The organism is Lactococcus nasutitermitis, from assembly GCF_018403765.1.
Taxonomy (GTDB): Bacteria; Bacillota; Bacilli; order Lactobacillales; family Streptococcaceae; genus Lactococcus; species Lactococcus nasutitermitis.
The window spans coordinates 63,970-87,012 of record NZ_BOVQ01000003.1 but is presented as its reverse complement, the minus strand read 5'-3'; the positions used below and the strand labels follow the sequence as shown (position 1 = coordinate 87,012).

Annotated in this window: 26 protein-coding genes and 2 pseudogenes; 26 read left to right on the top strand and 2 right to left on the bottom strand. The window is 39.3% G+C overall.

The window, feature by feature from the left end; all coding sequences use genetic code 11:
• Positions 1–7: 7 nt before the first annotated feature.
• The 3 genes from dnaI to der all read left to right on the top strand — a co-directional run bounded on the left by dnaI (position 8) and on the right by der (position 3,135).
• Positions 8–889 (top strand): primosomal protein DnaI, encoded by an 882-nt coding sequence (gene dnaI / locus KJS36_RS03130; protein WP_213534240.1) that lies wholly within the window; start codon positions 8–10, stop codon positions 887–889.
• The gene (locus KJS36_RS03125) at positions 882–1,607 is read left to right on the top strand and encodes an NADPH-dependent oxidoreductase (protein ID WP_213534238.1); all 726 of its coding nucleotides are present in this window, start codon (positions 882–884) and stop codon (positions 1,605–1,607) included. The genes dnaI and KJS36_RS03125 overlap by 8 nt, the downstream gene beginning before the upstream one ends.
• A gap of 217 nt (positions 1,608–1,824) precedes the next feature.
• Positions 1,825–3,135: a ribosome biogenesis GTPase Der gene (der, locus tag KJS36_RS03120; protein ID WP_213534236.1), complete on the top strand. Its 1,311-nt coding sequence runs from the start codon at positions 1,825–1,827 to the stop codon at positions 3,133–3,135.
• A gap of 167 nt (positions 3,136–3,302) precedes the next feature.
• On the opposite strand, the gene KJS36_RS03115 is transcribed toward der, so the two are convergent.
• Together KJS36_RS03115 and KJS36_RS03110 are read right to left on the bottom strand one after the other, a co-directional pair.
• The gene (locus KJS36_RS03115) at positions 3,303–4,001 is read right to left on the bottom strand and encodes an LrgB family protein (RefSeq protein ID WP_213534234.1); all 699 of its coding nucleotides are present in this window, start codon (positions 3,999–4,001) and stop codon (positions 3,303–3,305) included.
• Positions 4,002–4,391: a CidA/LrgA family protein gene (locus tag KJS36_RS03110; protein WP_213534232.1), complete on the bottom strand. Its 390-nt coding sequence runs from the start codon at positions 4,389–4,391 to the stop codon at positions 4,002–4,004.
• 221 nt (positions 4,392–4,612) lie between these two features.
• Between KJS36_RS03110 and rimP the strand changes: the two genes are divergently transcribed.
• The 23 genes and pseudogenes from rimP to KJS36_RS03000 all read left to right on the top strand — a co-directional run bounded on the left by rimP (position 4,613) and on the right by KJS36_RS03000 (position 23,038).
• Positions 4,613–5,086, top strand: coding sequence for a ribosome maturation factor RimP (rimP, locus tag KJS36_RS03105; protein ID WP_213534230.1), 474 nt, complete (start codon positions 4,613–4,615; stop codon positions 5,084–5,086).
• Between the two features lie 113 nt (positions 5,087–5,199).
• Positions 5,200–6,357: a transcription termination factor NusA gene (nusA, locus tag KJS36_RS03100; protein ID WP_213534228.1), complete on the top strand. Its 1,158-nt coding sequence runs from the start codon at positions 5,200–5,202 to the stop codon at positions 6,355–6,357.
• Between the two features lie 66 nt (positions 6,358–6,423).
• Positions 6,424–6,753 (top strand): RNase P modulator RnpM, encoded by a 330-nt coding sequence (gene rnpM, locus KJS36_RS03095; RefSeq protein ID WP_213534226.1) that lies wholly within the window; start codon positions 6,424–6,426, stop codon positions 6,751–6,753.
• 4 nt (positions 6,754–6,757) lie between these two features.
• The gene (locus KJS36_RS03090; RefSeq protein WP_213534700.1) at positions 6,758–7,063 is read left to right on the top strand and encodes a YlxQ-related RNA-binding protein; all 306 of its coding nucleotides are present in this window, start codon (positions 6,758–6,760) and stop codon (positions 7,061–7,063) included.
• A 21-nt stretch (positions 7,064–7,084) separates the two neighbouring features.
• Positions 7,085–7,436, top strand: a pseudogene (locus KJS36_RS10930) (translation initiation factor IF-2 N-terminal domain-containing protein); the annotation flags it as partial.
• Positions 7,437–7,654: 218 nt separating this feature from the next.
• A pseudogene (infB, locus tag KJS36_RS03085) lies at positions 7,655–9,928 on the top strand (translation initiation factor IF-2); the annotation flags it as partial.
• An 81-nt stretch (positions 9,929–10,009) separates the two neighbouring features.
• Complete coding sequence (rbfA, locus tag KJS36_RS03080; RefSeq protein WP_213534222.1) at positions 10,010–10,357, top strand: 30S ribosome-binding factor RbfA; 348 nt, start codon at positions 10,010–10,012, stop codon at positions 10,355–10,357.
• A 119-nt stretch (positions 10,358–10,476) separates the two neighbouring features.
• Positions 10,477–11,424 (top strand): mannose-6-phosphate isomerase, class I, encoded by a 948-nt coding sequence (gene manA, locus KJS36_RS03075; RefSeq protein WP_213534220.1) that lies wholly within the window; start codon positions 10,477–10,479, stop codon positions 11,422–11,424.
• Between the two features lie 119 nt (positions 11,425–11,543).
• Positions 11,544–12,014 (top strand): TM2 domain-containing protein, encoded by a 471-nt coding sequence (locus KJS36_RS10785; RefSeq protein WP_244842603.1) that lies wholly within the window; start codon positions 11,544–11,546, stop codon positions 12,012–12,014.
• A gap of 313 nt (positions 12,015–12,327) precedes the next feature.
• Positions 12,328–12,660 carry a MarR family transcriptional regulator gene (locus tag KJS36_RS03065; RefSeq protein ID WP_244842601.1) on the top strand — a complete coding sequence of 111 codons (333 nt, stop codon included), beginning with the start codon at positions 12,328–12,330 and terminating at the stop codon, positions 12,658–12,660.
• 1 nt (position 12,661) lies between these two features.
• Positions 12,662–13,639, top strand: coding sequence for a beta-ketoacyl-ACP synthase III (locus tag KJS36_RS03060; RefSeq protein WP_213534218.1), 978 nt, complete (start codon positions 12,662–12,664; stop codon positions 13,637–13,639).
• 68 nt (positions 13,640–13,707) lie between these two features.
• Positions 13,708–13,932, top strand: a complete 225-nt coding sequence (locus tag KJS36_RS03055; RefSeq protein WP_213534215.1) for an acyl carrier protein — start codon at positions 13,708–13,710, stop codon at positions 13,930–13,932.
• Positions 13,933–14,078: 146 nt separating this feature from the next.
• Positions 14,079–15,005, top strand: a complete 927-nt coding sequence (gene fabD, locus KJS36_RS03050; protein WP_213534213.1) for an ACP S-malonyltransferase — start codon at positions 14,079–14,081, stop codon at positions 15,003–15,005.
• A 102-nt stretch (positions 15,006–15,107) separates the two neighbouring features.
• Positions 15,108–15,839 (top strand): 3-oxoacyl-[acyl-carrier-protein] reductase, encoded by a 732-nt coding sequence (gene fabG, locus KJS36_RS03045; RefSeq protein WP_213534211.1) that lies wholly within the window; start codon positions 15,108–15,110, stop codon positions 15,837–15,839.
• Positions 15,840–15,897: 58 nt separating this feature from the next.
• Entirely contained in the window at positions 15,898–17,121 is a 1,224-nt protein-coding gene (gene fabF, locus KJS36_RS03040; RefSeq protein ID WP_213534208.1) for a beta-ketoacyl-ACP synthase II, read from the top strand.
• Positions 17,122–17,172: 51 nt separating this feature from the next.
• Positions 17,173–17,643 carry an acetyl-CoA carboxylase biotin carboxyl carrier protein gene (accB, locus tag KJS36_RS03035; RefSeq protein ID WP_213534206.1) on the top strand — a complete coding sequence of 157 codons (471 nt, stop codon included), beginning with the start codon at positions 17,173–17,175 and terminating at the stop codon, positions 17,641–17,643.
• Complete coding sequence (locus KJS36_RS03030) at positions 17,644–18,030, top strand: DUF805 domain-containing protein (RefSeq protein WP_213534204.1); 387 nt, start codon at positions 17,644–17,646, stop codon at positions 18,028–18,030.
• A gap of 32 nt (positions 18,031–18,062) precedes the next feature.
• Positions 18,063–18,497, top strand: a complete 435-nt coding sequence (fabZ, locus tag KJS36_RS03025; RefSeq protein WP_213534201.1) for a 3-hydroxyacyl-ACP dehydratase FabZ — start codon at positions 18,063–18,065, stop codon at positions 18,495–18,497.
• Between the two features lie 93 nt (positions 18,498–18,590).
• Complete coding sequence (accC, locus tag KJS36_RS03020; protein WP_213534199.1) at positions 18,591–19,958, top strand: acetyl-CoA carboxylase biotin carboxylase subunit; 1,368 nt, start codon at positions 18,591–18,593, stop codon at positions 19,956–19,958.
• Positions 19,959–20,049: 91 nt separating this feature from the next.
• The gene (gene accD / locus KJS36_RS03015; protein ID WP_213534197.1) at positions 20,050–20,937 is read left to right on the top strand and encodes an acetyl-CoA carboxylase, carboxyltransferase subunit beta; all 888 of its coding nucleotides are present in this window, start codon (positions 20,050–20,052) and stop codon (positions 20,935–20,937) included.
• On the top strand, positions 20,930–21,685 hold the full coding sequence (gene accA, locus KJS36_RS03010; RefSeq protein WP_213534196.1) for an acetyl-CoA carboxylase carboxyl transferase subunit alpha: 756 nt from the start codon (positions 20,930–20,932) through the stop codon (positions 21,683–21,685). Before accD ends, accA begins: the two co-directional genes overlap by 8 nt.
• Positions 21,686–21,779: 94 nt before the next feature.
• A complete protein-coding gene (serC, locus tag KJS36_RS03005; RefSeq protein WP_213534194.1) occupies positions 21,780–22,874 on the top strand; it encodes a 3-phosphoserine/phosphohydroxythreonine transaminase in 1,095 nt (364 codons plus the stop codon).
• Positions 22,871–23,038 carry a hypothetical protein gene (locus KJS36_RS03000; RefSeq protein WP_213534192.1) on the top strand — a complete coding sequence of 56 codons (168 nt, stop codon included), beginning with the start codon at positions 22,871–22,873 and terminating at the stop codon, positions 23,036–23,038. Before serC ends, KJS36_RS03000 begins: the two co-directional genes overlap by 4 nt.
• The last annotated feature ends 5 nt before the right edge of the window (positions 23,039–23,043 follow it).

Sequence of the window (23,043 nt, the reverse complement as noted above, 5' to 3'; positions counted from 1 at the left end):
GAGAAAAATGGAATCTATCAGTGATATTTTAAAACAGCGCGCAGAAAGTCGAGGCAGTCGTGAAAATTTTGATGCGCTTGTCGCAGAAACCATGAAAAATCCGGAAGTTCAGGCCTTTATTGCGCAGCATAAAATGACGGAAGATGAGATACAGCGGAGTTATTCAAAGTTCTACGAATTTGTGCGCGAGCAGAGTAAGTTTAACGGCGCAGGCTATGAGCCGGAACTCATTATGAATCACGGTTATGCGGATGTTTCTTATCAAACGACGCAAGAATTGGCGGAGCGACAGGCAAATGCAAGTTTGCTTAAGCGTGTTCAAGTGATTGGCTTGCCTAAAGAGTTGAAGAAGATTGATTTGTACAATCCGAAAGATGTTGTGATTAGCAATGACAGTCAGTATCGTCTGATTGAGGCAATCAATGATTTCATTCATAACCCTGAAAAGGAAAGTGGGCTCTATGTTTATGGCGATTTTGGTGTGGGAAAATCTTATATCATGGCGGCGATGGCAAATGAGCTGGCAAAGCGTGATATTTCTACGTTTTTAGTGCATTATCCAACTTTTGTATCTGAGTTGACTTTTGATAATGTCAATACTTGGAACAATGAACTGAAAAAAGCGCAAGTACTGGTATTGGACGATATTGGCGCGGAAATGAATAATAGCTGGTATCGTGATGGTGTTTTGCAGGTTATTTTGCAGCATAGAATGCAAGGAAATTTGCCAACATTTTTCACATCAAACTTGACAATGGCAGAGCTAGAGCAACATCTTGCAGAAACGAAAAAAGTGGAAGATATTTGGCCAGCAAAACGGGTAATGGAGCGGATTAAATATCTGTCAAAAGAAATAAGATTAGAAGGAGCCAATCGCAGACATGACTGAGCAAAATGAAACAATAAATTTGATGATGAAACATACATCTGTACGCAATTTTACGGAGGAAAAACTTTCTGACGAAACTGTCAAAACACTGATAGAAGCTGGACGAGCTGCTTCTAACTGGAAAAATTTCCAGTCTTATTCAATTATTGTTGTGAAAAGTCAGGAGCAAAAAGAGGCAATTTTTCATTATCAACCGCAAAAGGCGATTAAAAATTGTTCACATTATTTGGTTTTCGTGGGCGATATGAACCGCGCAGAAAAAGGTGTTGCGCTCAACGGCGGCGATTTTCAGCCGGCTGGGATTGAGAGTTTACTGATTTCGTCTGTAGATGCTTCTGTTGCCGCAGAAAATGTCCTTCTGGCAGCAGAAAGTCTGGGCTACGGTGGTGTTATGATTGGACTTATTCGTGACCAATCTGAGGAAATTTCTGATGTGTTGAATTTGCCAAATTACACTTATCCACTTTTTGGAATTGCTCTTGGAAAACCTGCGCGACTTAATGATGTCAAACCTCGTTTGCCTTACGAAGCTGTTGTTTTTCCTGAAAAATACATTGAGCAATCGCAAGAAGTTATCAAAGAATATGATAAAGTTCAAGATGATTATGCAGGTGCAAGACGCATTGGCAGCACATGGTCAAGTCGCTTGGTTGACCAATGGGGACAAGCAGAAAATCCATCTTCCACAGAAAATCTGAAAAAGAAAAAACTTCTGTGATTATCATAAAAATATTTTGACAGTTCTGTCAAAAAAATTTTATAACAAAAAAGACAAAAAAATCAGTAAAAATAATTTTTGACACCGAAAAGCTAGGCTTTCTGGTATCCACTCTCGCTAAGTGGCTAAAGCCACAAGTCGAGTGGCAGTTTTGTCAAAAAATTTCATAAGAAAACTTGTCAAAAATCATGGCAAGTTAAACAGAAAGTAAAAAAATATGAGTTTACCAACAGTTGCTATCGTCGGACGTCCGAACGTTGGCAAATCAACCATTTTCAACCGTCTCGCAGGAGAACGAATTTCCATCGTTGAGGACACACCGGGTGTAACGCGCGACAGAATTTATGCGACGAGCGAATGGTTGACTAAGAAATTTTCAATTATTGATACAGGTGGTATCGAGCTTTCAGATGAACCTTTCATGACTGAAATCCGCGCGCAAGCTGAAATCGCGATGAACGAAGCCGACGTGATTGTCGCTGTCGTTGATGGTGAGACAGGAATTACAGACGCTGATGAAGCTGTCGCGCAAATTCTCTATCGGAGCGATAAGCCAATCATTCTCGTGGTCAATAAAGTCGATAATCCCGAACGTCGTTTAGAAATCTTTGATTTTTACAGTCTTGGACTTGGCGAACCTTATCCAGTCAGCGCTGTTCACGGGATTGGGACAGGAGATGTGTTAGATGCGATTGTTGCCAATCTTCCAGAAGATAATGAACCTGAAAATCCTGATTTGATTAAGTTCAGCCTGATTGGTCGTCCAAATGTTGGAAAGTCAAGTTTGATAAATGCAATGCTTGGAGAAGACCGTGTCATTGCCAGCCCAATCGCTGGAACAACACGTGATGCGATTGATACGCATTTTGTTGACCCAGAAGGTCAAGAATTTCTGATGATTGACACGGCGGGCTTGCGTAAATCAGGTAAAGTCTATGAAAATACTGAGAAATACTCAGTTATGCGAGCGATGCGAGCGATTGACAGAAGTGAGATTGTTCTCATGGTTATCAATGCGGAAGAAGGCATTCGCGACTATGATATGCGTATTGCAGGTTTCGCTCATGAAGCAGGAAAAGGAATTGTCATCGTCGTCAATAAATGGGACACACTTGAAAAAGACAATGATACCATGAAAAAATTCGAGGAAAATATCAGAAATAAATTCAAATTCCTTGATTATGCGCCGATTGTTTATATTTCTGCAAAAACAGGACAACGTTTGGGCAAATTACCAGATATCATCAAAGAAATTCACCATTCACAAAATCTGCGAATTTCAAGTTCGATCTTAAATGATGTGATTATGGATGCTGTCGCAATCAATCCAACACCGACAGACAAAGGAAAACGTCTCAAGATTTTCTATGCGACACAAGTTGCGGTGAAGCCACCAACATTTGTCGTTTTTGTCAATGAAGAAGAATTGATGCACTTTAGTTATATGCGTTTTTTGGAAAATCAAATACGTAAAGCCTTTGTTTTTGAAGGAACACCGATTCACATGATTGCCAGAAAAAGAAAATAAAAAAAATAATTGCATATTGCATTGCAGATTTAAAAATGTAGTGTATAATATATTTATTCCTTAAAATTTTTCATTCCAAAGGCTCCTTACCTTTGGTACATTTACTCCCAAAAGAAAACGAATGGTCTTATACATACCATTCGTTTTCTGATTTTATTGATGAGCTACTAATAACCTAAAATAAGTTGTGCGACAATCGGCGCGACAACAACATAAACAATCCCAGTCACACCAATAGATAAAGCGGCCATCGCACCTTGAACTTTTCCTAGCTCAATCGCTGTTCCAGTACCAACTGCGTGTCCTGTCCCGCCAAGTGTAACTCCCTGAGCAACAGGGTCTTTAATTCGGAAAAGTTTAAGAAGTGGGCCAGCAAAAACACTAGTTAGAATACCTGTTGCGACAACGACGACGACTGTAATCTGCTCCACACCGTGCATTTTATCAGAAATTCCCATTGCCATCGCTGTTGTGACTGATTTTGGAAAAATTGATAAGGAAGCAAGTTTTGATAAACCAAAAAATTTCGCTAGAAGTGCAGTAATCACAGTATTTATCACGGCTGCGATACTAATCGAAATCACAATCGACCGCGCATGATGGCGCATCAGATGAAAAGTTTTGTAAAGCGGAATACCAAGCGCTACAGTTGAGGGTCCGATTAAGTCATTTAAAATACTTCCGCCGTTATAGTAGTTCTTATAGGGAATTTTTGCGAGCACAAGAATAAGAATAATCACGATTGTCGAAAAAAGAAGTGGATTTGTGAAAGGTTTACGGATACTTTCATTAATCCGAACACCAGCCATAAAGACAAGAAGTGTGAGAACTAGGCCAAAAAGCGGGTTCGCTGTGAGTGCATTCATTTAATCTTCCTCCTTTTTTTGTAATTCTGGTGCAGTATAATCGCCTTCAAATTTGACTTTGATAAATTGCATGAGTTTGCCTAAAACGAGCATATTGACAATTAGAGCGACGAGAACAATAACTAAGATTTGGAGCCAAAAATGAGAAATGAGTGACCATTTTGCCATAATTCCTACACCAGCAGGCAGAAAAAGAATGGTCATATTATTGATTAAAAAACTTCCGACTTCATCAACATGACGAAATTCCAAAATTTTGAATTGCAAGGAAAGAAAAAGAAGAAGCATTCCGATAATAGGTCCAGGAACTGGAAGATGCAGGCCGTCAGAGATGATTTCCCCAATAAAGGAAAACAAAAGAATGAACAATAATTGCATATAAATTTTCATAATAGTTAATATCCTTAATTATTTTAAAACATTTTCTATTTTACGCTTCGGACTTTGATTTTTCAAGGATGAAAATAAATTTATTTATTAAAAAATAATCCTTGACAAGTGCAAGTTTTTGGTATATAATGAATTTAAATAAAAATTAATTAGAAAGGAGCGTTCGCAAGGACGCTCCTTCTCTTATGTATTTTTAATTGAAAAAATGAAAGGAGAATGATATGGAAGAAATTACAAAAGTTGTTGAAACTTTCATTGAGCCTTATTTGCCGGAAGATGTTGAGCTGGTTGATGTGGAATGGGAAAAGTTGGGACAAGATTTTATTTTGCGCGTAGTGATTGATAAGGTTGATGGTGTGAGTATAGAAGATACAGCCAATCTGAGTGAGATTATTTCGCCACTATTGGACAAAATCTCACCTGACCCATTTCCGAGTGAAGGCTATATGTTAGAGGTTGTAAGTCCCGGTGCAGAACGTCCTTTAAAGAAGTTGGCTGATTTTGAAAATGCACTTGGTGCCTTTGTTTTGATTAAACTTTATCAAAAGATTGCTGGGGAAAAGGAATTTACGGGAGATATTGTCAAGGTAAATGATGAAGTGATTACTTTGGATGTTCTTGATAAGACACGTCATAAGAGCGTTGAAATCCCGCTGGATAAGATTTCTAAAGCAACTACTTTGGTTAAATTTTAATTGAGCAAAAAATCGTTGATTGGATAATTTTCTAGTGGCGAGACGAGGTGTCGTTATTAGAAAATTGTCCAAAGACAATAATGAAATTTCTACAGAAGAAAGTGAGAACAACAATGAGCAAAGAAATGCTGAACGCATTTGAAATGCTGGAAGAACAAAAAGGAATTAAACCTGAAATCGTGATTGAAGCGATTGAACAGGCGATTACGGCGGCTTACAAACGTCAATATGGTCAAGCGCAAAATGTTAAAGTTATTTTTGATGAGAAAAAAGGTAACTTTAATGTCTATTCAACGCGTGAAGTGGTTGATGAAGTCTTTGATAGTCGTTTAGAAATTTCGCTGGAAGATGCGATGGAGCTAAATCCTCACTATGAAATCGGCGATAAAATCATGTTTGAGGAAAAGCCAAAAGATTTTGCTCGTACAGCTGCTGGTGCTGCAAAGCAAGTCATCATGCAGAAAATGCGTGAAGAAGAACGTACAATCATTTATAATGAATACAATCGTTATAGAGATGAAATCATCACAGGAACGGTTGAAAAAGTCGATAACCGTGCGGTTTATGTCAATCTTGGTCGTGTCGATGCACTGCTCACGAAAAAAGACCAAATTCCGCAAGAACGTTTCCATGTTGGTGACCGCGTGAAAGTTTATGTGACAGATGTTATTTTGACACCAAAAGGAACACGTGTTTTCATTTCACGGACAGCTCCAGAGATGTTGAAACGTTTGTTTGAAAAAGAAATTCCTGAAGTATTTGACGGGACGGTTGAGATTATCAATATTGCGCGTGACGCTGGTGACAGAGCAAAAGTCATTGTAGAAAGTCATGATGCAAATGTTGATGCTATCGGAACAATGGTCGGTGCAAAAGGGGCGCGTATTCAAGGAATTATCCGTGAATTATCTGGCGAAAAGATGGACATTATCGAGTATTCAAAAGATAAAGCAACGCTTGTGGCAAATGCTTTGAAACCTGCGCGGATTGAGCAAGTATTGATTACAGAAGATGGTGCAGCGCTTGCTGTTGTCGCGAAAGATCAGTTATCACTTGCGATTGGTAAACGTGGACAGAATGTACGCTTGGCGGCTCATGTAACGAATTGTAAGATTGATATCAAATCTGCTGATGAATTTAATGTGGATGATTATATTATTGAAGATGGTGCAGATGAACTTCCAGAAGATGATGTGATTATTGAAGAAATTGAAGTCGCAGAATCAGCTGAGGAAGTCAACGCAGAAGTATCTGACGAAAATGTAGAATAAAATTTCTGATTTATTATTTTTGACAAAATTGTCAAAAAATATGAAACAGAGAATTGAGGATTTTTTATGAAACAGAAAAAAATTCCAATGCGAAAGTCGTTAGTATCTGGCGAAAATTTTCCTAAGAAAGAACTTTTGAGAATTGCTTTCACAAAAGAAGGCGAGATTTCGATTGACCCAACTGGGAAAGCGCACGGACACGGTGCTTACATCGCTTTGTCAAATCAAGAAGCGGCTCTGGCGAAGAAAAAACGGAGCTTTGACCGTGCGTTTAGTGCAAAGATTGATGAAAGTTTCTATGACGAATTAATCGTTTATGTGGAACATCAAGTGGCGCGCAAAGCGCTTGCTGATGCGACATATTCAGCAGATTTGGCACCAGATTATGATGACTAAAAGTATGGATAAACAACAGCAACTATTAAATTTGCTAGGTCTTGCAAAACGTGCAGGAAAAATCATTTCAGGCGAGGAACTTGTGGTAAAGGCGATTAAAAATGGCCAAGCCAAACTTGTTTTTGTTGCCAGTGATGCTTCAGCAAATTTAATCAAAAAAATTACAGATAAATCAAGTTACTATGAGGTAACACTAGCACAGAACTTCTCAGAAATTGAACTGTCAAACGCGATTGGTACACACAGAAAAGTGATTGCCATTGCCGATAACGGTTTTACAAAGAAAATGGAGAGCCTCATGAAGATGTAATAAGATAAAAGGAGGACAAAATTGTCTGATAAGAAAAGAATTAACCAAATAGCTAAAGAAACAGGATTGTCAAATCAAGAACTTGTGAATGCCGCACAAAGTCTTGGATTTGAAGTGAAATCACACTCAAGCTCTGTGACAGCACAAGAAGCAACAGAGATTATTGCCAAGGCGAAGTCTGGCGAAGGGACAACTGTTTCTGACAAAGCTGTCAAAACTCCAAAAGCAGTAGTAGCGACAGAAAAAAAAGCAGCAAGTCATAAAAAAGAAGAAACACCGCGCACATTTGCAGGGAAAGCAATCGTTGAAGACCCAGCGATTTTGGCACGAATTAAAGCTAAGGAAGAAGCTGAAAAAGCAGCTAAAGTGGAGAAAACTAAAGTAGAAGTTGCGCCAATTCCTGAAGCAAAAACAGCTGAAAAAGTTTTTGACAAAGCTGTCAAAAAAGAAAAACAACATGGCAAACAAGAAAAAGCAGTTGAGACACATAAACACGAAGTAAAAAGTGAAAAAGTTGAAAAGAGTGAACAACCTATCGTAGAAAAACAAGCAACAGCAACAGCAACAGCAACAGCGACAACATCAAGCTTTAATAAAAAACCACGGATTCAAATCAAAGTTGTCCGTCGTGCAGAAGACATCAAAAAAGAACAAGATGCAAAACGTGCCGCTAAAGCGGAGAAAAAACCTTTTGATAAAAATCGTAATGCTGGAAATAACAATCATCGCGACAATAATAAGCGCTACGACAATCGCCGTCCAAATGGACAAGGTGGACAAAGCGATAACCGTTACAAAGGTCAAAATTCGCAAAATGGGCAAGGACAAAATCGTGGGAAATTTGAAAAAACAAACACGACAACAGAAGTTTTTGCAGCACCGGTAACAGGTAAAACAAGTCGTCGTGACCGTGACCGTAAGAAAAATGAACACGACAACAATAATAAATCAGGCGAACGCAAAGCTGGCGGCCCATTGCGCGTTAATGATAACCGAAATCAAGTGCGTAACGCCCGTAATTCTAACTGGAACAACAAACCACGTCGTGGCGGAAGAAATAATCAAGCAGCAGCACCAGTTTCAACACGTAAATTCCACGAATTACCAGAATCACTCGAATATGAAGTGGGCATGAACGTGCAAGATATTGCTAAGGCAATTAAACGTGAACCAGCCGAAATCATCAAGAAACTCTTTATGATGGGCACAATGGTTACGCAAAATATGTCACTTGATGAAGATACGATTGAACTCATTCTCATGGACTACGGAATTACACCAGAAAAGAAAGTCGAAGTCGATAATACAGATATCGAACGTCTCTTTGTCGAGGATGGTTATCTCAATGAAGATGAGATGGTAGAACGTCCACCAGTTGTTACCATCATGGGACACGTTGACCATGGTAAAACAACCCTGCTCGACCACTTGCGTGATTCACACGTGACAGAAGGCGAAGCTGGCGGTATCACGCAACATATCGGTGCTTATCAGATTACTACCAATGGTAAGAAGATTACTTTCCTTGACACACCAGGACACGAAGCTTTCACAAGTATGCGTGCGCGTGGTGCATCTGTGACAGATATCACGATCCTTGTCGTTGCTGCAGATGATGGTGTGATGCCTCAAACTATCGAAGCAATTAATCACTCAAAAGCAGCTGGTGTGCCAATCATTGTTGCAATTAACAAGATTGATAAACCGGGTGCCAATCCTTCACGTGTCACTCAAGAACTCGCAGAACACGGGGTTATTTCAACTGCTTGGGGTGGAGAATCAGAATTTGTCGAGATTTCAGCGAAATACAATAAAAATCTTGATGAACTCTTGGAAACAGTCCTTGTTGTTGCCGAAGTTCAAGAACTCAAAGCTGACCCAACGGTTCGTGCGATTGGTACAGTTGTCGAAGCGCGTCTTGACCAAGGAAAAGGTGCGATTGCTACACTTTTGGTACAACAAGGTTCGCTTCATCAACAAGACCCAGTTGTTGTCGGAAGTACATTTGGTCGTGTACGTACGATGGTGAATGCGCAAGGACGACGTGAAAAAGTTGTCGGTCCATCAACACCAGTGGAAATCACAGGTTTGAATGATGTTCCACAAGCAGGCGACCATTTTGCTGTCTTTGAAGATGAGAAAACAGCGCGTGCAGTCGGTGAAGAACGTGCCAAACGTGCGCAACTTGAAAATCGTAAGAGCATTCGTCCAGTCAGTCTTGATAATCTCTTTGATACCCTCAAAGAAGGTCAGACAAAAACGGTCAATATCATCATCAAAGCCGATGTTCAAGGTTCTGCCGAAGCGCTCGCTGCTTCTCTGCAAAAGATTGAAGTGGAAGGTGTGAAGGTAGATATCGTCCATTCAGCTGTCGGTGCGATTTCTGAGTCAGATATTGCTCTTGCCGAAGCATCAAATGCGATTATCATTGGTTTCAATGTCCGTCCAACGGGAATTGCGCGTGAACAAGCCGAACGTGCTGAAGTTGATATTCGTCTGCACAACATTATCTATAAAGTCATTGAAGAAGTCGAAACAGCGATGCGTGGTATGCTTGACCCTGAATTTAAAGAAGAAATCATCGGTGAGGCAGTCGTTCGTGAAGTCTTCACAGTTTCTAAAGTTGGTACGATTGCCGGATTTATGGTTACACGTGGTAAAGTCGCGCGTGATGCCAGTGTACGTGTCATTCGTGAAGGTGTCGTTATCTTTGACGGTGCGATTGCCAGCTTGAAACACTTCAAAGATGATGTCAAAGAAGTCGGTAATGCTCAAGAAGGTGGTCTGATGATTGAAGGCTACAATGATGTGGCGGTTGACGATACATTTGAAGTTTACAAAATGGTTGAAATCGAACGTAAATAATAAACAAGTCACTGAAAAATCTAGTGCTGAACTACACTAGATTTTTAGTGATAAATAACTAAAATTTTAGAAAGGAATCTCATGGGAAATTCTTATAGAAGTGACCGAGTTGCGGTAGAAATCCAACGTGAAATCAATGATATTTTACGTAAAAAAGTTCGTGACCCGCGCGTTCAAGATGTGAATATCACAGATGTCCAGCTCACAGGCGATTTGAGTCAAGCGACCGTTTATTACAGCTTGCTTTCGTCTCTTGCCAGCGACAATGAAAAAGCGGCTCAAGGACTTAAAAAAGCAACAGGACTTGTCAAACGTGAACTCGCAACACGCATGACAATTTACAAAATCCCAGATTTGACATTTGCCAAAGACGAATCTGTCGAATATGGCTCAAAAATTGACGAATTGTTGCGCAATTTGAATAAATAATTTTTGACAGAATTGTCAAAAAAATAAAAACACAGAATTTCTGTGTTTTTTTCTGTCAAAAATTGTATAGATAAATTTTTAATGTTATAATAGCAGTATCAAATGAAAGGGATAACAAAATGAAAGAACCATTATTTTTGGAGTCAGTATTGCATGAAAAAATCTGGGGTGGAGCCCATTTAAAAGACTTTGGCTACAATCTTCCCAGTGATAAAGTCGGCGAATATTGGGCAATTTCGGCGCATCCGCACGGTGTTTCCACAGTGAGAAATGGTAGCTTTGCAGGAATAAAACTTGATGACCTTTACAAAAATCATCGTGAATTATTCGGAAATAGCGAACAAGAAGTTTTTCCTCTCCTTACAAAAATCCTCGATGCCAATGATTGGCTTTCTGTGCAAGTTCACCCTGATGATGCTTATGGACAGGCGCACGAGGGTGAGTTGGGCAAGACAGAATGCTGGTATATCATTTCTGCTGAACCTGGTGCTGAGATTATTTACGGACACACAGCAAAAACGCGTGAAGAACTTGCGGAGATGATTCACGCAGGAAAATGGGACGAATTGCTCACAAAAGTTCCCGTCAAAGCAGGCGAATTTTACTATGTGCCAAGTGGCACAATGCACGCGATTGGCGCAGGGATTGTGATTTTAGAAACGCAGCAATCCTCAGACACAACCTATCGCGTTTATGATTTTGACCGGCGTGACGCCGAGGGAAATCTGCGTGAACTTCATATTCAGCAGTCGATTGACGTGTTGACTATTCCGGGCGATAAACTTCCAGAAAATAAAGTAAAATCCGAACAATTTGAAGGAGCAACAATCTCAACACTTGTCAAATCAGCCTTCTTTGACGTTTATAAATGGCAAATTTCCAGTCAACATACATTCACTAAAACAGCGGATTACACGCTAGTTTCCGTGCTTGATGGAGCAGGAACATTAACGATTGATGGACAAGATTATTCAATAAAAAAAGGTGAACATTTCATTTTACCAAGTACAATAGAACGTTGGACAATAACAGGGCAGCTCGAAATCATCGCCAGCAATCCAGAATAGAACAAAAATTTCTGACAGTTCTGTCAAAAAATAATTTCAAAAACGACATTATGCTACGATAATGTGTAAGTGCTTGACAGCACTTACAACACTTATTGGCAAATAATGGAGAAAACAAAATGAACGAAATTATCAATGTGACAGACGAAGAAATTCTTGTTGGAAAAGAAGACGGCAGCACGTTCAAGGTTTCACGCAGTGCAGCAAATTATGAAAATCCAAAAATTGGCGACAAAGTCAAAGTTTTTGAAACTGAGGGACAACAAGTTATTTCCAAAGCTCAATCCTCAACAGAATTTACGGATAACCTCAACAAAGTAGCAAACACAGTCAATGTGATTAACGCTAAAGAAACGAAAATGAACAAGCATCTATTTGTCTGGCTCGGAGCATTTTTGTTTGGTAGTCTCGGTGTTGATCGTTTCATGCGCGGACAAATTGGTCTTGGCATTGTAAAGATTTTATTTGGCTGGTTGACACTCGGCATTTGGGCGCTTGTAGACTGGATTATCGCCTTAGTCAAAGTCTATGGCAGCGCCTATCATGACACAGAGGAAGTCACTTTTATCAACGGAAAATACTCAAAATAAGATTTTACAATCAAATCATCTTAAAAAGTTTTTGACAGTTCTGTCAAAAACTTTTTTCACACTTAAAACTTGAAAATTCATGAAAAAAATAATATAATTTGATACAGAAAATGATTTGTACTATAAAAATATTAGCAATATCCAATAATTTAAAAAACAAATCATCAGTTGATAGATTTTTCGCAAACGAAGCTCGGAGATAAAAGATGAAAACAGACTTTGACCAAGTAAATGAGTGGCTTATTCAGTTGTTTCATGACTTTATGATATTAGAGGAGCAATTTTTAAAAGATCCTCTTATTCAGATGTCACCGTGAAAGAACTGCAGATTTTGACCTTGATTCACACGCTGGGAGCAGCACGGGCGACAGATATTGCAAAAAATCAGAAACTGGCATTATCCACCGTCACCATTACACTTAACCGATTGGAAGATAAAGGTTACATCAAACGTGAACGCTCAAAAGAGGATAGGCGTGTGACTTATATTGATTTGACCCCCAAAGGCGCCAAATTGACAGCAAGCCATCGTGAATTTTTCCAGAACATCACAAATAATCTATTTGCGAGTGTTTATGGTACAACGGAAAATAAACTGGCGGGCGAATTAGCTGATTTGCACACGTCATTGGAGAATATGAAATAAAATGACACATTTTGCAAAAATAACAGCTGCCGCACACGCAGTTCCAGAAAATATCGTTACAAATGATGACCTATCCAAAATCATGGATACTTCTGACGAATGGATTTATTCACGCACAGGAATAAAACAGCGCCATATTTCAACGGGTGAAAATACCAGCGATTTAGCCGCAAAAGTCGCCCAAGAACTTTTAGAAACAGCACAGCTTGCCCCAGAAGACATTGACTTTATCATCGTAGCGACGATTACACCAGATTCGACAATGCCCTCAACAGCAGCACGCGTTCAAGCAAAAATTGGCGCGACAAATGCTTTCGCTTATGACTTGACTGCCGCTTGTTCTGGTTTTGTTTTTGCCCTTTCAACAGCGCAAAAACTCTTGGCTGGTGGTTATCAGCGCGGTATTGTCATCGGTGCAGAAGTCTTCTCAAAAATCATTGACTGGACAGACCGCAGCACGGCTGTATTGTTTGGTGATGGAGCAGGCGGTGTTTTATTGGAAAATTCTGGCACACAACCTTTGATAATTTCCGAAAAACTCCAAACAGATGGCACACGAGGAGACAGTCTCTTATCAGTTTTGACGGATATTGAAACACCTTTTGCTTCTGTAAAAAATAATGCTTTTCATCTGACAATGGACGGACGAGCAGTTTTCGACTTTACCGTTCGTGATGTACCAAAAAATATCAACGCAACTATCGAAAAAGCAGGATTGAGCTCAGAAGAAATTGATGCTTTTTTATTGCATCAAGCCAATTCAAGAATCTTAGATAAAATGGCAAAAAAACTAGGTATAGAGCGGACAAAATTCCTCCAAAATATGCAAGAATATGGAAATACAAGTGCTGCAAGTATCCCTATCCTCTTGTCAGAATCGCTAAAAAGTGGTATATTAAATCTGGACGATAATCAAAAAATCGCCCTCACAGGTTTTGGCGGTGGTCTCACTTGGGGAACACTGATTATAAACCTTTAACAAACGGTTATAAGCTGCATTTGCAGATATAATATATATAATTTTTATTCAAAAAAAGGAGAATACTCATGGCTGTATTTGAAAAAGTACAAGACATCATCGCAGATGAACTTGGCAAGGATAAGGAAGAAATCTCACTTGAAACTTCATTTGAAGATCTTGACGCAGATTCACTAGATCTTTTCCAAATCATTAATGACATCGAAGACGAATTTGACGTTGAAGTTGATACAGATCAAGACCTTAAAACGGTTTCTGACCTTGTCACTTATGTTGAAAAAAATCAAAAATAATTGAGATAGGAGGGCAACAGCATAGCTGTTGAAGCTGTGCATTTGCGTAGCACCCTCTCTTTCATTTTTTATTGGCAATCAAAAATTCGCGAGAAAATTATTTTTTTTGAAGAAAATTCATTTTACAATACAAATAAACAAAACATATGACAAAAACAGCATTTTTATTCTCAGGTCAAGGCGCTCAAAAACTGGGCATGGCAAGAGATTTATACGACAAATACGACAGTGTAAAACAAACATTTGATAGAGCAAGTGAATTGCTAGGTTATGATTTGCACGCATTGATTGATAATGACGAAGAAAAACTTAACGAAACAAAATACACACAACCAGCAATTCTTACAGTTTCTGTTGCAATTTTGCGTTTACTCGCAGAAAATAGCATCACACCAGATGTTGTTGCCGGACTTTCATTAGGTGAATATTCTGCACTTGTTGCAGCAGGAGCGCTTGATTTTGAGACAGCCGTACAACTCGTTGCAAAACGAGGACAATACATGACAGAAGCTGCACCAACTGGCTCAGGCAAGATGGTTGCAGTGATGAATGCAGATGTCCAACTGATTGAAGAAATTTGCAAAAAAGCAAGCGCACATGGCATTGTGAGTCCTGCGAACTACAACACACCATCTCAAATCGTTATTGGTGGAGAAGTTGCAGCAGTAGATGTAGCTGTTGAACTCCTAAAAGAAGCAGGCGTTAAGCGACTGATTGAATTAAAAGTCTCAGGACCTTTCCACACAGCCATATTGAAACCAGCCAGCGAAAAACTCGCCGTTGAGCTCAATAAAACAAACTTTTCAAACTTTAAGTTGCCTCTCATTTCTAATACAACCGCTCAGGTTATGAAAGATGATGAAGTCACAGCACTTTTGACACGTCAAGTCATGGAACCTGTTCGTTTTTATGAGTCGGTAGCCACGATGAAAAATCTCGGAGTTGAACGTTTTGTTGAAGTTGGACCAGGAAAAGTTCTTTCAGGCTTCATCAAAAAGATTGATAAAGAAGCAACATTTAGCAATATTGAAGATTTAGCAACTTTTGAGTCTTTTGTCAATGAAGAAAACTAATCCTACAATAAAAGGATTGGTTTGATTTCTATAAATCACACAAGTATCGTATGTATCAGTTTTCAGAGAAAATTGATGACAAGGACAATAAAGGAAAATAATATGGAAATTAAAAACAAAAATGTCTTTATCACAGGTTCAACACGTGGTATCGGCTTAGCGATTGCAGAAGAATTTGCAAAAGCAGGTGCGAATGTCATTATCAATGGACGCTCGCAAGTAACAGAAGAAGTCTTAGCAACAATGACTGCTTATGGTGTTCAAGCAGTTGGTGTCTCTGGCGATATTTCCTCAACAGATGATGCGAAACGAATGATTCAAGAAGCTACAGAAGCGCTAGGTTCCGTCGATATTCTCATCAACAATGCAGGAATTACGAAAGATAAAATCGTACTTGGGATGAAAGAAGATGATTTTGAGAGTGTACTAAAAATTAATCTTGTCGGAGCCTTCAACATGACACAAGCGGTTCTTAAACCAATGACGCGCGCGAGACAAGGTGCTATCATCAATGTCGCCAGCGTTGTGGGCTTGATTGGTAATGCAGGACAAGCCAATTATGCGGCTTCTAAAGCAGGACTTATTGGTTTTACTAAGTCAGTTGCTCGTGAAGTTGCAGGACGAAATATCCGAGTAAATGCTATTGCACCAGGTTTTATCGAATCTGATATGACTGCAGGACTTGCAGATAAGATTAAAGAAATGATGCAAGCACAAATTCCAATGAAACGATTTGGGTCGGTTCAAGAAGTTGCCACAGCCGTGATTTTCCTTGCAAGTCAAGAATATATGACAGGTCAAGTTCTCACGATTGATGGCGGTATGGTAATGTAAAACTGCTAAAAAGTAAGTAGTAAATAAGCATATTAAAATAATATTTTGGAGAAAAAATATGACAAATAGAGTAGTAATAACAGGTTATGGTGTTGTCAGTGCGATTGGTTCAAACCCAGAAGAATTTTGGGGAAATCTAAAAGCAGGTAAAACAGGAATAGGTCCGATTAGCCATTTTGATGCAACAGCAACAGGAATTTCAGTTGCTGCTGAGGTCAAAGATTTTCCATTTGATAAATATTTTGAGAAAAAAGATGCGCGTCGAATGGATTTATTTAGTCAATATGCGGTTCATGCATCACTTGATGCAATGGCAATGTCAGGAATTACTGAGGAAAATACAGATTATGACCGTTTAGGTTGTATCATTGCCTCAGGAATTGGTGGCTTGGAACAATCACAAAAAAATTCTCAAGCTTTGCTTAAAGGTCCACGTAAAGTGTCTCCAATGTATGTTCCTCTTGCAATCGCAAATATGGGAACAGGAAATGTTTCCCTACGTACTGGCGCGCGTGGGGTCTCTCGTGCAGAAGTTACAGCTTGTGCAGCAGGTTCAAATGCGATTGGTTCAGCTTTCCGTGAAATCAAACATGGTTATGCAGATGCAATGATTGCCGGAGGAGCTGAAGCTGCTATTTGCGAACTTGGTATCGCTGGTTTTGCGAACTTGACAGCTCTCACAAAAGAAACAGACCCAGAAAAAGCTTGTATTCCTTTTGATAAAAATCGTTCAGGATTTGTCATGGGTGAAGGCGCTGGTGTTTTGATTTTGGAAAGTCTTGAACATGCACAAGCACGCGGTGCAAATATCCTTGCTGAAATTGTTGGTTACGGTTCAACAAATGATGCTTACCATATGACAACACCAAGCGGTATTGGTGCTGAAAAAGCGATGAAATTGGCGATTGAAGAAGCAGGAATTACTGCAGAAGATATCAATTATATCAACGCTCACGGAACATCAACGCACGCAAATGAAGAAACAGAAGCACTTGCGATTCACAATGTGGTTGGCGACAAACCATATGTTTCTTCTACAAAAGCCTTGCACGGTCATGCACTTGGCGCAACTGGTGGTATTGAAGCAGTAGCAACTGTTCAAGCTTTGATGCACCAATATGCACCAGTCAATGCTGGTACAACAGAGCTTGATGAAGGAATGACGATTAACGTTGTGCTTGGCGAAGGACGTGAAACAGAAATCAATTATGCACTTTCACAAGACTTTGGTTTTGGCGGACACAATGCTGTTCTAGCATTTAAAAAATGGGATGGTAAATAAGAAAGGATAGTTCATGCGATAAGGTTTTACCTTATTCATGGCGATATGATTATGAATATAAATGAAGTAAAAGATTTGATGAAACAATTTGACGCTTCAACATTGCGCGAATTTTCTTATCGGACAGTAGAAGGCGAATTGAATTTTTCAAAAAATGAAGGTCAATTTCTTCAAGCAAGTCCAGTTGCAGCAGCTGCGCCAGTCGCTGTAGCTCCAGTTTCGACTGTAGCACCACAAGCTGAAATAGAAACACCAAGTACTCCAGAAGTTTCATCTTCTGTTGCTGAAGGTGAAACTGTGACAAGTCCGCTTGTTGGGGTTATTTATCTCAAAGCTTCACCAGATAAAGCTGAGTTTGTCAAGGTCGGCGATACAGTCAAAAAAGGTCAAACACTTCTTATCATTGAAGCCATGAAAGTCATGAATGAAATCCCCGCACCAAAAGATGGTGTGATTACAGAAATCTTGGTTTCAGCTGAGGAAGTTGTTGAGTTTGGACAGGATTTAGTGAGAATAAAATAAATGAAGTATTTTGTAAATTATTTTCATTTTTTTAGTTCTGACTCGGGTAAACTTGACCGTAAGTCTTATTTTGCCGGTCAGTTGCCTTGTGTTGGAATTATTATGTTTTTGATTTATATAAACCATCATACTCATAGTAATTTTGAGCAAGGGGCAACAGCAATTTTTGGAATGGTTTTTGTTTTGTATGCTATTTTTGCAACGGTAAGTCGTTTGCATGATGCAGGACATACTGGGTGGTGGTGGCTGATTTCTCCGATTGCAGCAATAATGATTTGCCAACCAACAATTTCCAAAGATACAGATAAAAAATGGGATAAATTTGCAAGTTTGTTGCTAGTTATACAATTCTTGCTTTATGTTTATAGCGGTTTTCACCTTTTATAAATAATAGCAAATACTTTTTAGAGGACGTTTAAATGACGGAAGTAAATATTGATGTTACAAAAATAATGGAAGCTCTGCCACATCGCTATCCGATGCTTTTGGTTGACCGTGTGTTGGATATTTCTGATGATGAAATCACAGCTCTTAAAAATGTGACGATTAATGAGGAATTTTTTAAAGGACATTTTCCGCAATATCCTGTGATGCCAGGTGTTTTGATTATGGAAGCTTTGGCACAAGCTGCAGGAGTTTTAGAGCTTTCCAAACCTGAAAATAAAGGAAAACTTGTCTTTTACGCTGGTATGGACGGTGTAAAATATAAAAAGCAAGTGGTGCCGGGAGACCAACTTGTCCTGCATGCAAAATTTATCAAACGACGTGGACCAATTGCGGTAGTTGAAGCAGAAGCAACAGTTGATGGTAAGCTTGCTGCAAAGGGAACATTGACTTTTGCTTTAGGAAAATAATATGGCTTTAAAAGTTGCTTTATCTATATTTTGAAAAGTTGAACAGCTATGTTCGCGCAGGATTGAAGTGACTGTATAGAGGGAAAGATTAGTATGTTTAATAAAATTTTAATCGCCAATCGTGGCGAAATTGCAGTACGAATTATTCGTGCAGCACGTGAATTGGGTGTTGAGACGGTTGCTGTTTATTCAGAAGCGGATAAAGATGCTTTGCATGTGGCTTTAGCAGATGAAGCAATCTGTATTGGCCCAGCGCGTGCAACGGATTCTTATCTCAATATGAATAATATTTTAGAAGCTGCAGTGGCAACTCATGCGCAAGCTATCCACCCAGGTTTTGGATTTTTAAGTGAAAATTCAAAATTTGCACGTCTTTGTGAAGAAATGAATATTAAATTTATCGGACCTTCTGCTGAAGTGATGGACATGATGGGCGATAAAATCAATGCGCGGGCGCAGATGAATGAAGCTGGCGTTCCAACAACACCAGGTTCTGATGGGGAAGTTTATACCGCAGAAGAAGCGATTGAAATTGCTAATCAGATTGGTTATCCTGTAATGCTCAAAGCCTCTGCTGGTGGTGGTGGTAAAGGAATTCGTAAAGTTGCAAATGCAGAGGAACTTATTCCTGCTTTTAATGCTGCAACTGCCGAAGCAAAAGCTGCTTTTGGTAATGGTGCGATGTACATTGAGCGCATGATTTTCCCAGCGAGACATATTGAAGTACAAATTTTGGGAGATAGCCAAGGTCATGTTATTCATCTTGGCGAGCGTGATTGCTCTTTGCAACGCAATAACCAAAAAGTGTTGGAAGAAAGTCCATCTGTAGCGATTGGTCAGACTTTGCGTGATAAAATCACAGGAGCTGCGGTTAAAGCTGCGGCACACGTGAATTATGAAAATGCTGGAACGATTGAATTTTTGCTGGACGAAGCATCTGGAAATTTCTATTTTATGGAAATGAATACACGTGTACAGGTTGAACATCCTGTGACGGAATTTGTCTCTGGTGTAGATATTGTCAAGGAGCAAATTCGTATTGCTGCGGGTGCTGAATTAACTGTAAAACAAGAAGATATCAAGCCACAAGGGCATGCGATTGAGTGCCGAATCAATGCAGAAAATCCTAAGTTTAACTTTGCGCCACAACCAGGGAAAATTACAAACTTGTTTTTGCCTTCTGGCGGTGTGGGTTTGCGTGTAGATTCTGCGATGTATCAAGGCTATACAATTCCTCCTTATTATGATAGTATGATTGCTAAAGTCATCGTTCATGGGGAAAATCGTTTTGAAGCTTTGATGAAGATGCAACGCGCCTTGATGGAATTTGATATTGAAGGTGTGACTACGAATATTGATTTCCAGCTAGAACTCATTTCTGATGCACACGTGATTGCTGGGGATTATGATACAGGATTTTTGGGAAATACTTTCTTGCCTAAATACTTGAAAGAAGACTGAAAATAGATTGTTTTCTTTTTTGACAGTTCTGTCAAAAAGTTCTGCTTCTTTTTATGAGAATTCAGAAATAATGGATAAAATGAGGTGAGAAATGGCTTTATTTCAAAAGAAAAAATATATAAAAATCAATCCAAATCGCTCAATACAGTCTGAAAAGTTAGCAGACCCTGAGGTTCCTGACGAACTTTTTGCGAAATGTCCAGGTTGTAAACATAGTATTTACAGTCAAGATTTGGGCTCTGAAAAAGTCTGTCCACATTGTGGCTATAACTTTAGAATTACGGCACGGGAACGTTTGGCGATTATTGCTGATGAGAATTCGTTTGAAGAGTTATTCACAGGAATTGAAACGAAAAATCCGCTTGATTTTCCTGGTTACCCTGAGAAATTGGCAGCAACGAAAGCTAAGACGGGCTTAGATGAAGCTGTTTTGACGGGACTTGCGACGATTAAAGGAAAAAAATTGGCACTTGCCATCATGGATTCGACCTTTATCATGGCATCTATGGGGACAGTTGTTGGCGAAAAGTTGACGCGACTTTTTGAATTGGCGACAGAGCAATCTTTGCCAGTCGTTGTGTTTACGGCTTCTGGTGGAGCAAGAATGCAAGAGGGGATTTTGTCACTCATGCAAATGGCGAAAACGTCAGCTGCTGTGAAGCGTCATTCTAATGCTGGTTTGCTTTATATAACGGTTTTGACTGATCCGACAACAGGCGGTGTGACAGCTTCTTTCGCGATGCTTGGTGACATTATTTTGGCTGAGCCACAGTCATTGATTGGTTTTGCTGGACGTCGCGTGATTGAGCAAACGGTACGTCAAACGTTGCCAGATGATTTCCAAAAAGCAGAGTTTTTGCAAGAACATGGTTTTGTTGATGCGATTGTGAAACGGACAGAATTGCGTGATGAATTGGCTTTGATTTTGGCACTTCATGATAGTTCAAATGAAACGAACGGAGGGAATGAAAATGTCTGAAATTGCAGATATTATCAATAAAGCGAGAGCTTCTGATAGAGTTTCTGTTCGCACAATCATTGCGACGATTTTTACGGATTTTGTTGAATTACATGGCGACCGTCAGTTTACAGATGACCAGGCGATTGTTGGCGGCATTGCACGTTTTCAAGGACAAGCTGTCACAGTTATTGGTATTCAAAAAGGTCACAATCTTGAGGAAAATTTGCTGACGAATTTTGGTCAGCCTAGTCCAAATGGTTATCGTAAAGCTTTGCGTTTGATGAAACAAGCTGAAAAATTTCATCGTCCAGTGATTACATTTGTTAATACGGCAGGTGCTTATCCAGGAATTGAAGCTGAAGAACGTGGACAAGGCGAAGCGATTGCGCGCAATTTGCTGGAAATGTCTGATTTGAAAGTGCCTGTGATTGCAGTGATTACAGGCGAAGGTGGCTCTGGCGGCGCTTTGGCTCTGGCTGTGGCAAATAAAGTTTTCATGCTGGAAAATGCAGTTTATTCTGTTTTGTCTCCAGAAGGTTTTGCAACGATTTTGTGGAAAGATGGCACACGACGCGATGAAGCCGCTGAGCTGATGAAAATGACATCTGATAAATTATTTGAGATGGACGTAATTGACGGCGTGATTTCTGAGGAAAATTTGTTTGACAATCTTAAAAATACACTGTCAGAAAATTTGACAGAACTGTCAAAAATGTCTGAAGCAGAATTGACAGAACAGCGTTATGAACGCTTTAGAAAATTTTAAAAAACTGATAATGTCATCAGTTTTTTTTATTTGGGAAATGTTCTGAAAATTATGTTATAATATACAAAAGTTGATTTTTTTAAAGGAGCTTGAGATGACAATTTATAATTTTGCGGCTGGACCGTCAGTTTTACCAAAAGAAGTTTTAAAAAAAGCGCAAGTAGAACTATTGGATATTGCAGGCTCAGGGATGAGTGTGATGGAATTAACACATCGAGGAAAGGAATTCAGCGCGATTATCGCCCACGCTGAGGAAACTTTGCGTGAGCTGATGGCAATTCCTGAAAATTATAAAGTTCTTTTTTTACAAGGTGGCGCATCAACCCAATTTTCGATGGTACCGTTAAACTTAGGATTGGGTAAAAAAGCTTACTATGCGATTTCAGGAAGTTTTGGTAAAAAAGCTTTTGACGAAGCTGTCAAACTTTCTAAAAGCCTTGATATTGAGCCAATTTCGCTCGGAACTACGGAAAAAACGCATTTTGACAGACTTGTCACTTTTGACAGTTCTGTCAAAAATTCTGATGCCGCTTATGTGCATATTACCTTAAATAATACGATTGAAGGCACAACCATTTATGAGTTGCCTGATACTGGCAATGTGCCACTTGTTGGTGATATGAGTTCAGATATCTTAGCAGTTGATTATGATGTATCAAAATTTGGTCTGATTTATGCGGGCGCTCAAAAAAATATTGGCCCTGCTGGATTGACAGTTGTCATTATTCGCGAAGATTTATTGCCGACTGAGCCTGTTCTTTCTTCCATGCTTGATTATCGGATTTTAGCGAAAAATGATTCTCTTTATAATACACCACCGACATTTGCGATTTATATGGCAGGATTGGTTTTTGACTGGGTCAAGGCGCAAGGTGGTGTCAATGCGATGGAAAAACGTAATCGTGAAAAAGCAAGTTTGCTCTATGATTATCTTGATAGTACTGACTTCTATCAATCGCCTGTGCGATACAAAAATGAACGCTCCATTTGCAATGTTGTTTTTCGTACGGAAAATGTAGAGCTGGATGCAGAATTTTGCAAAGAAGCAGAAGCACAAGGTTTCAAAAATATCAAAGGACATCGCTCTGTTGGCGGAATGCGCGCAAGTATCTACAACGCTTTTCCTCGTGAAGGGATTGTTGAGTTGATTGACTTTATGAAGAAATTTGAAAGGGAACATCAACGATGATATTTTGGATTGGAATTGCCATAGGATGTGATCTTTTATTTGGCAGTATCTACGCAACAGTCAAAAAGACAATTAAAAAAGATAAAGAAGCCAAATCTTGGTGGTATTATTTTTGGATAGGAACGCTTGGTTTTTTAGTAAATCTTATCGCCAACGCTTTTTAAAAATA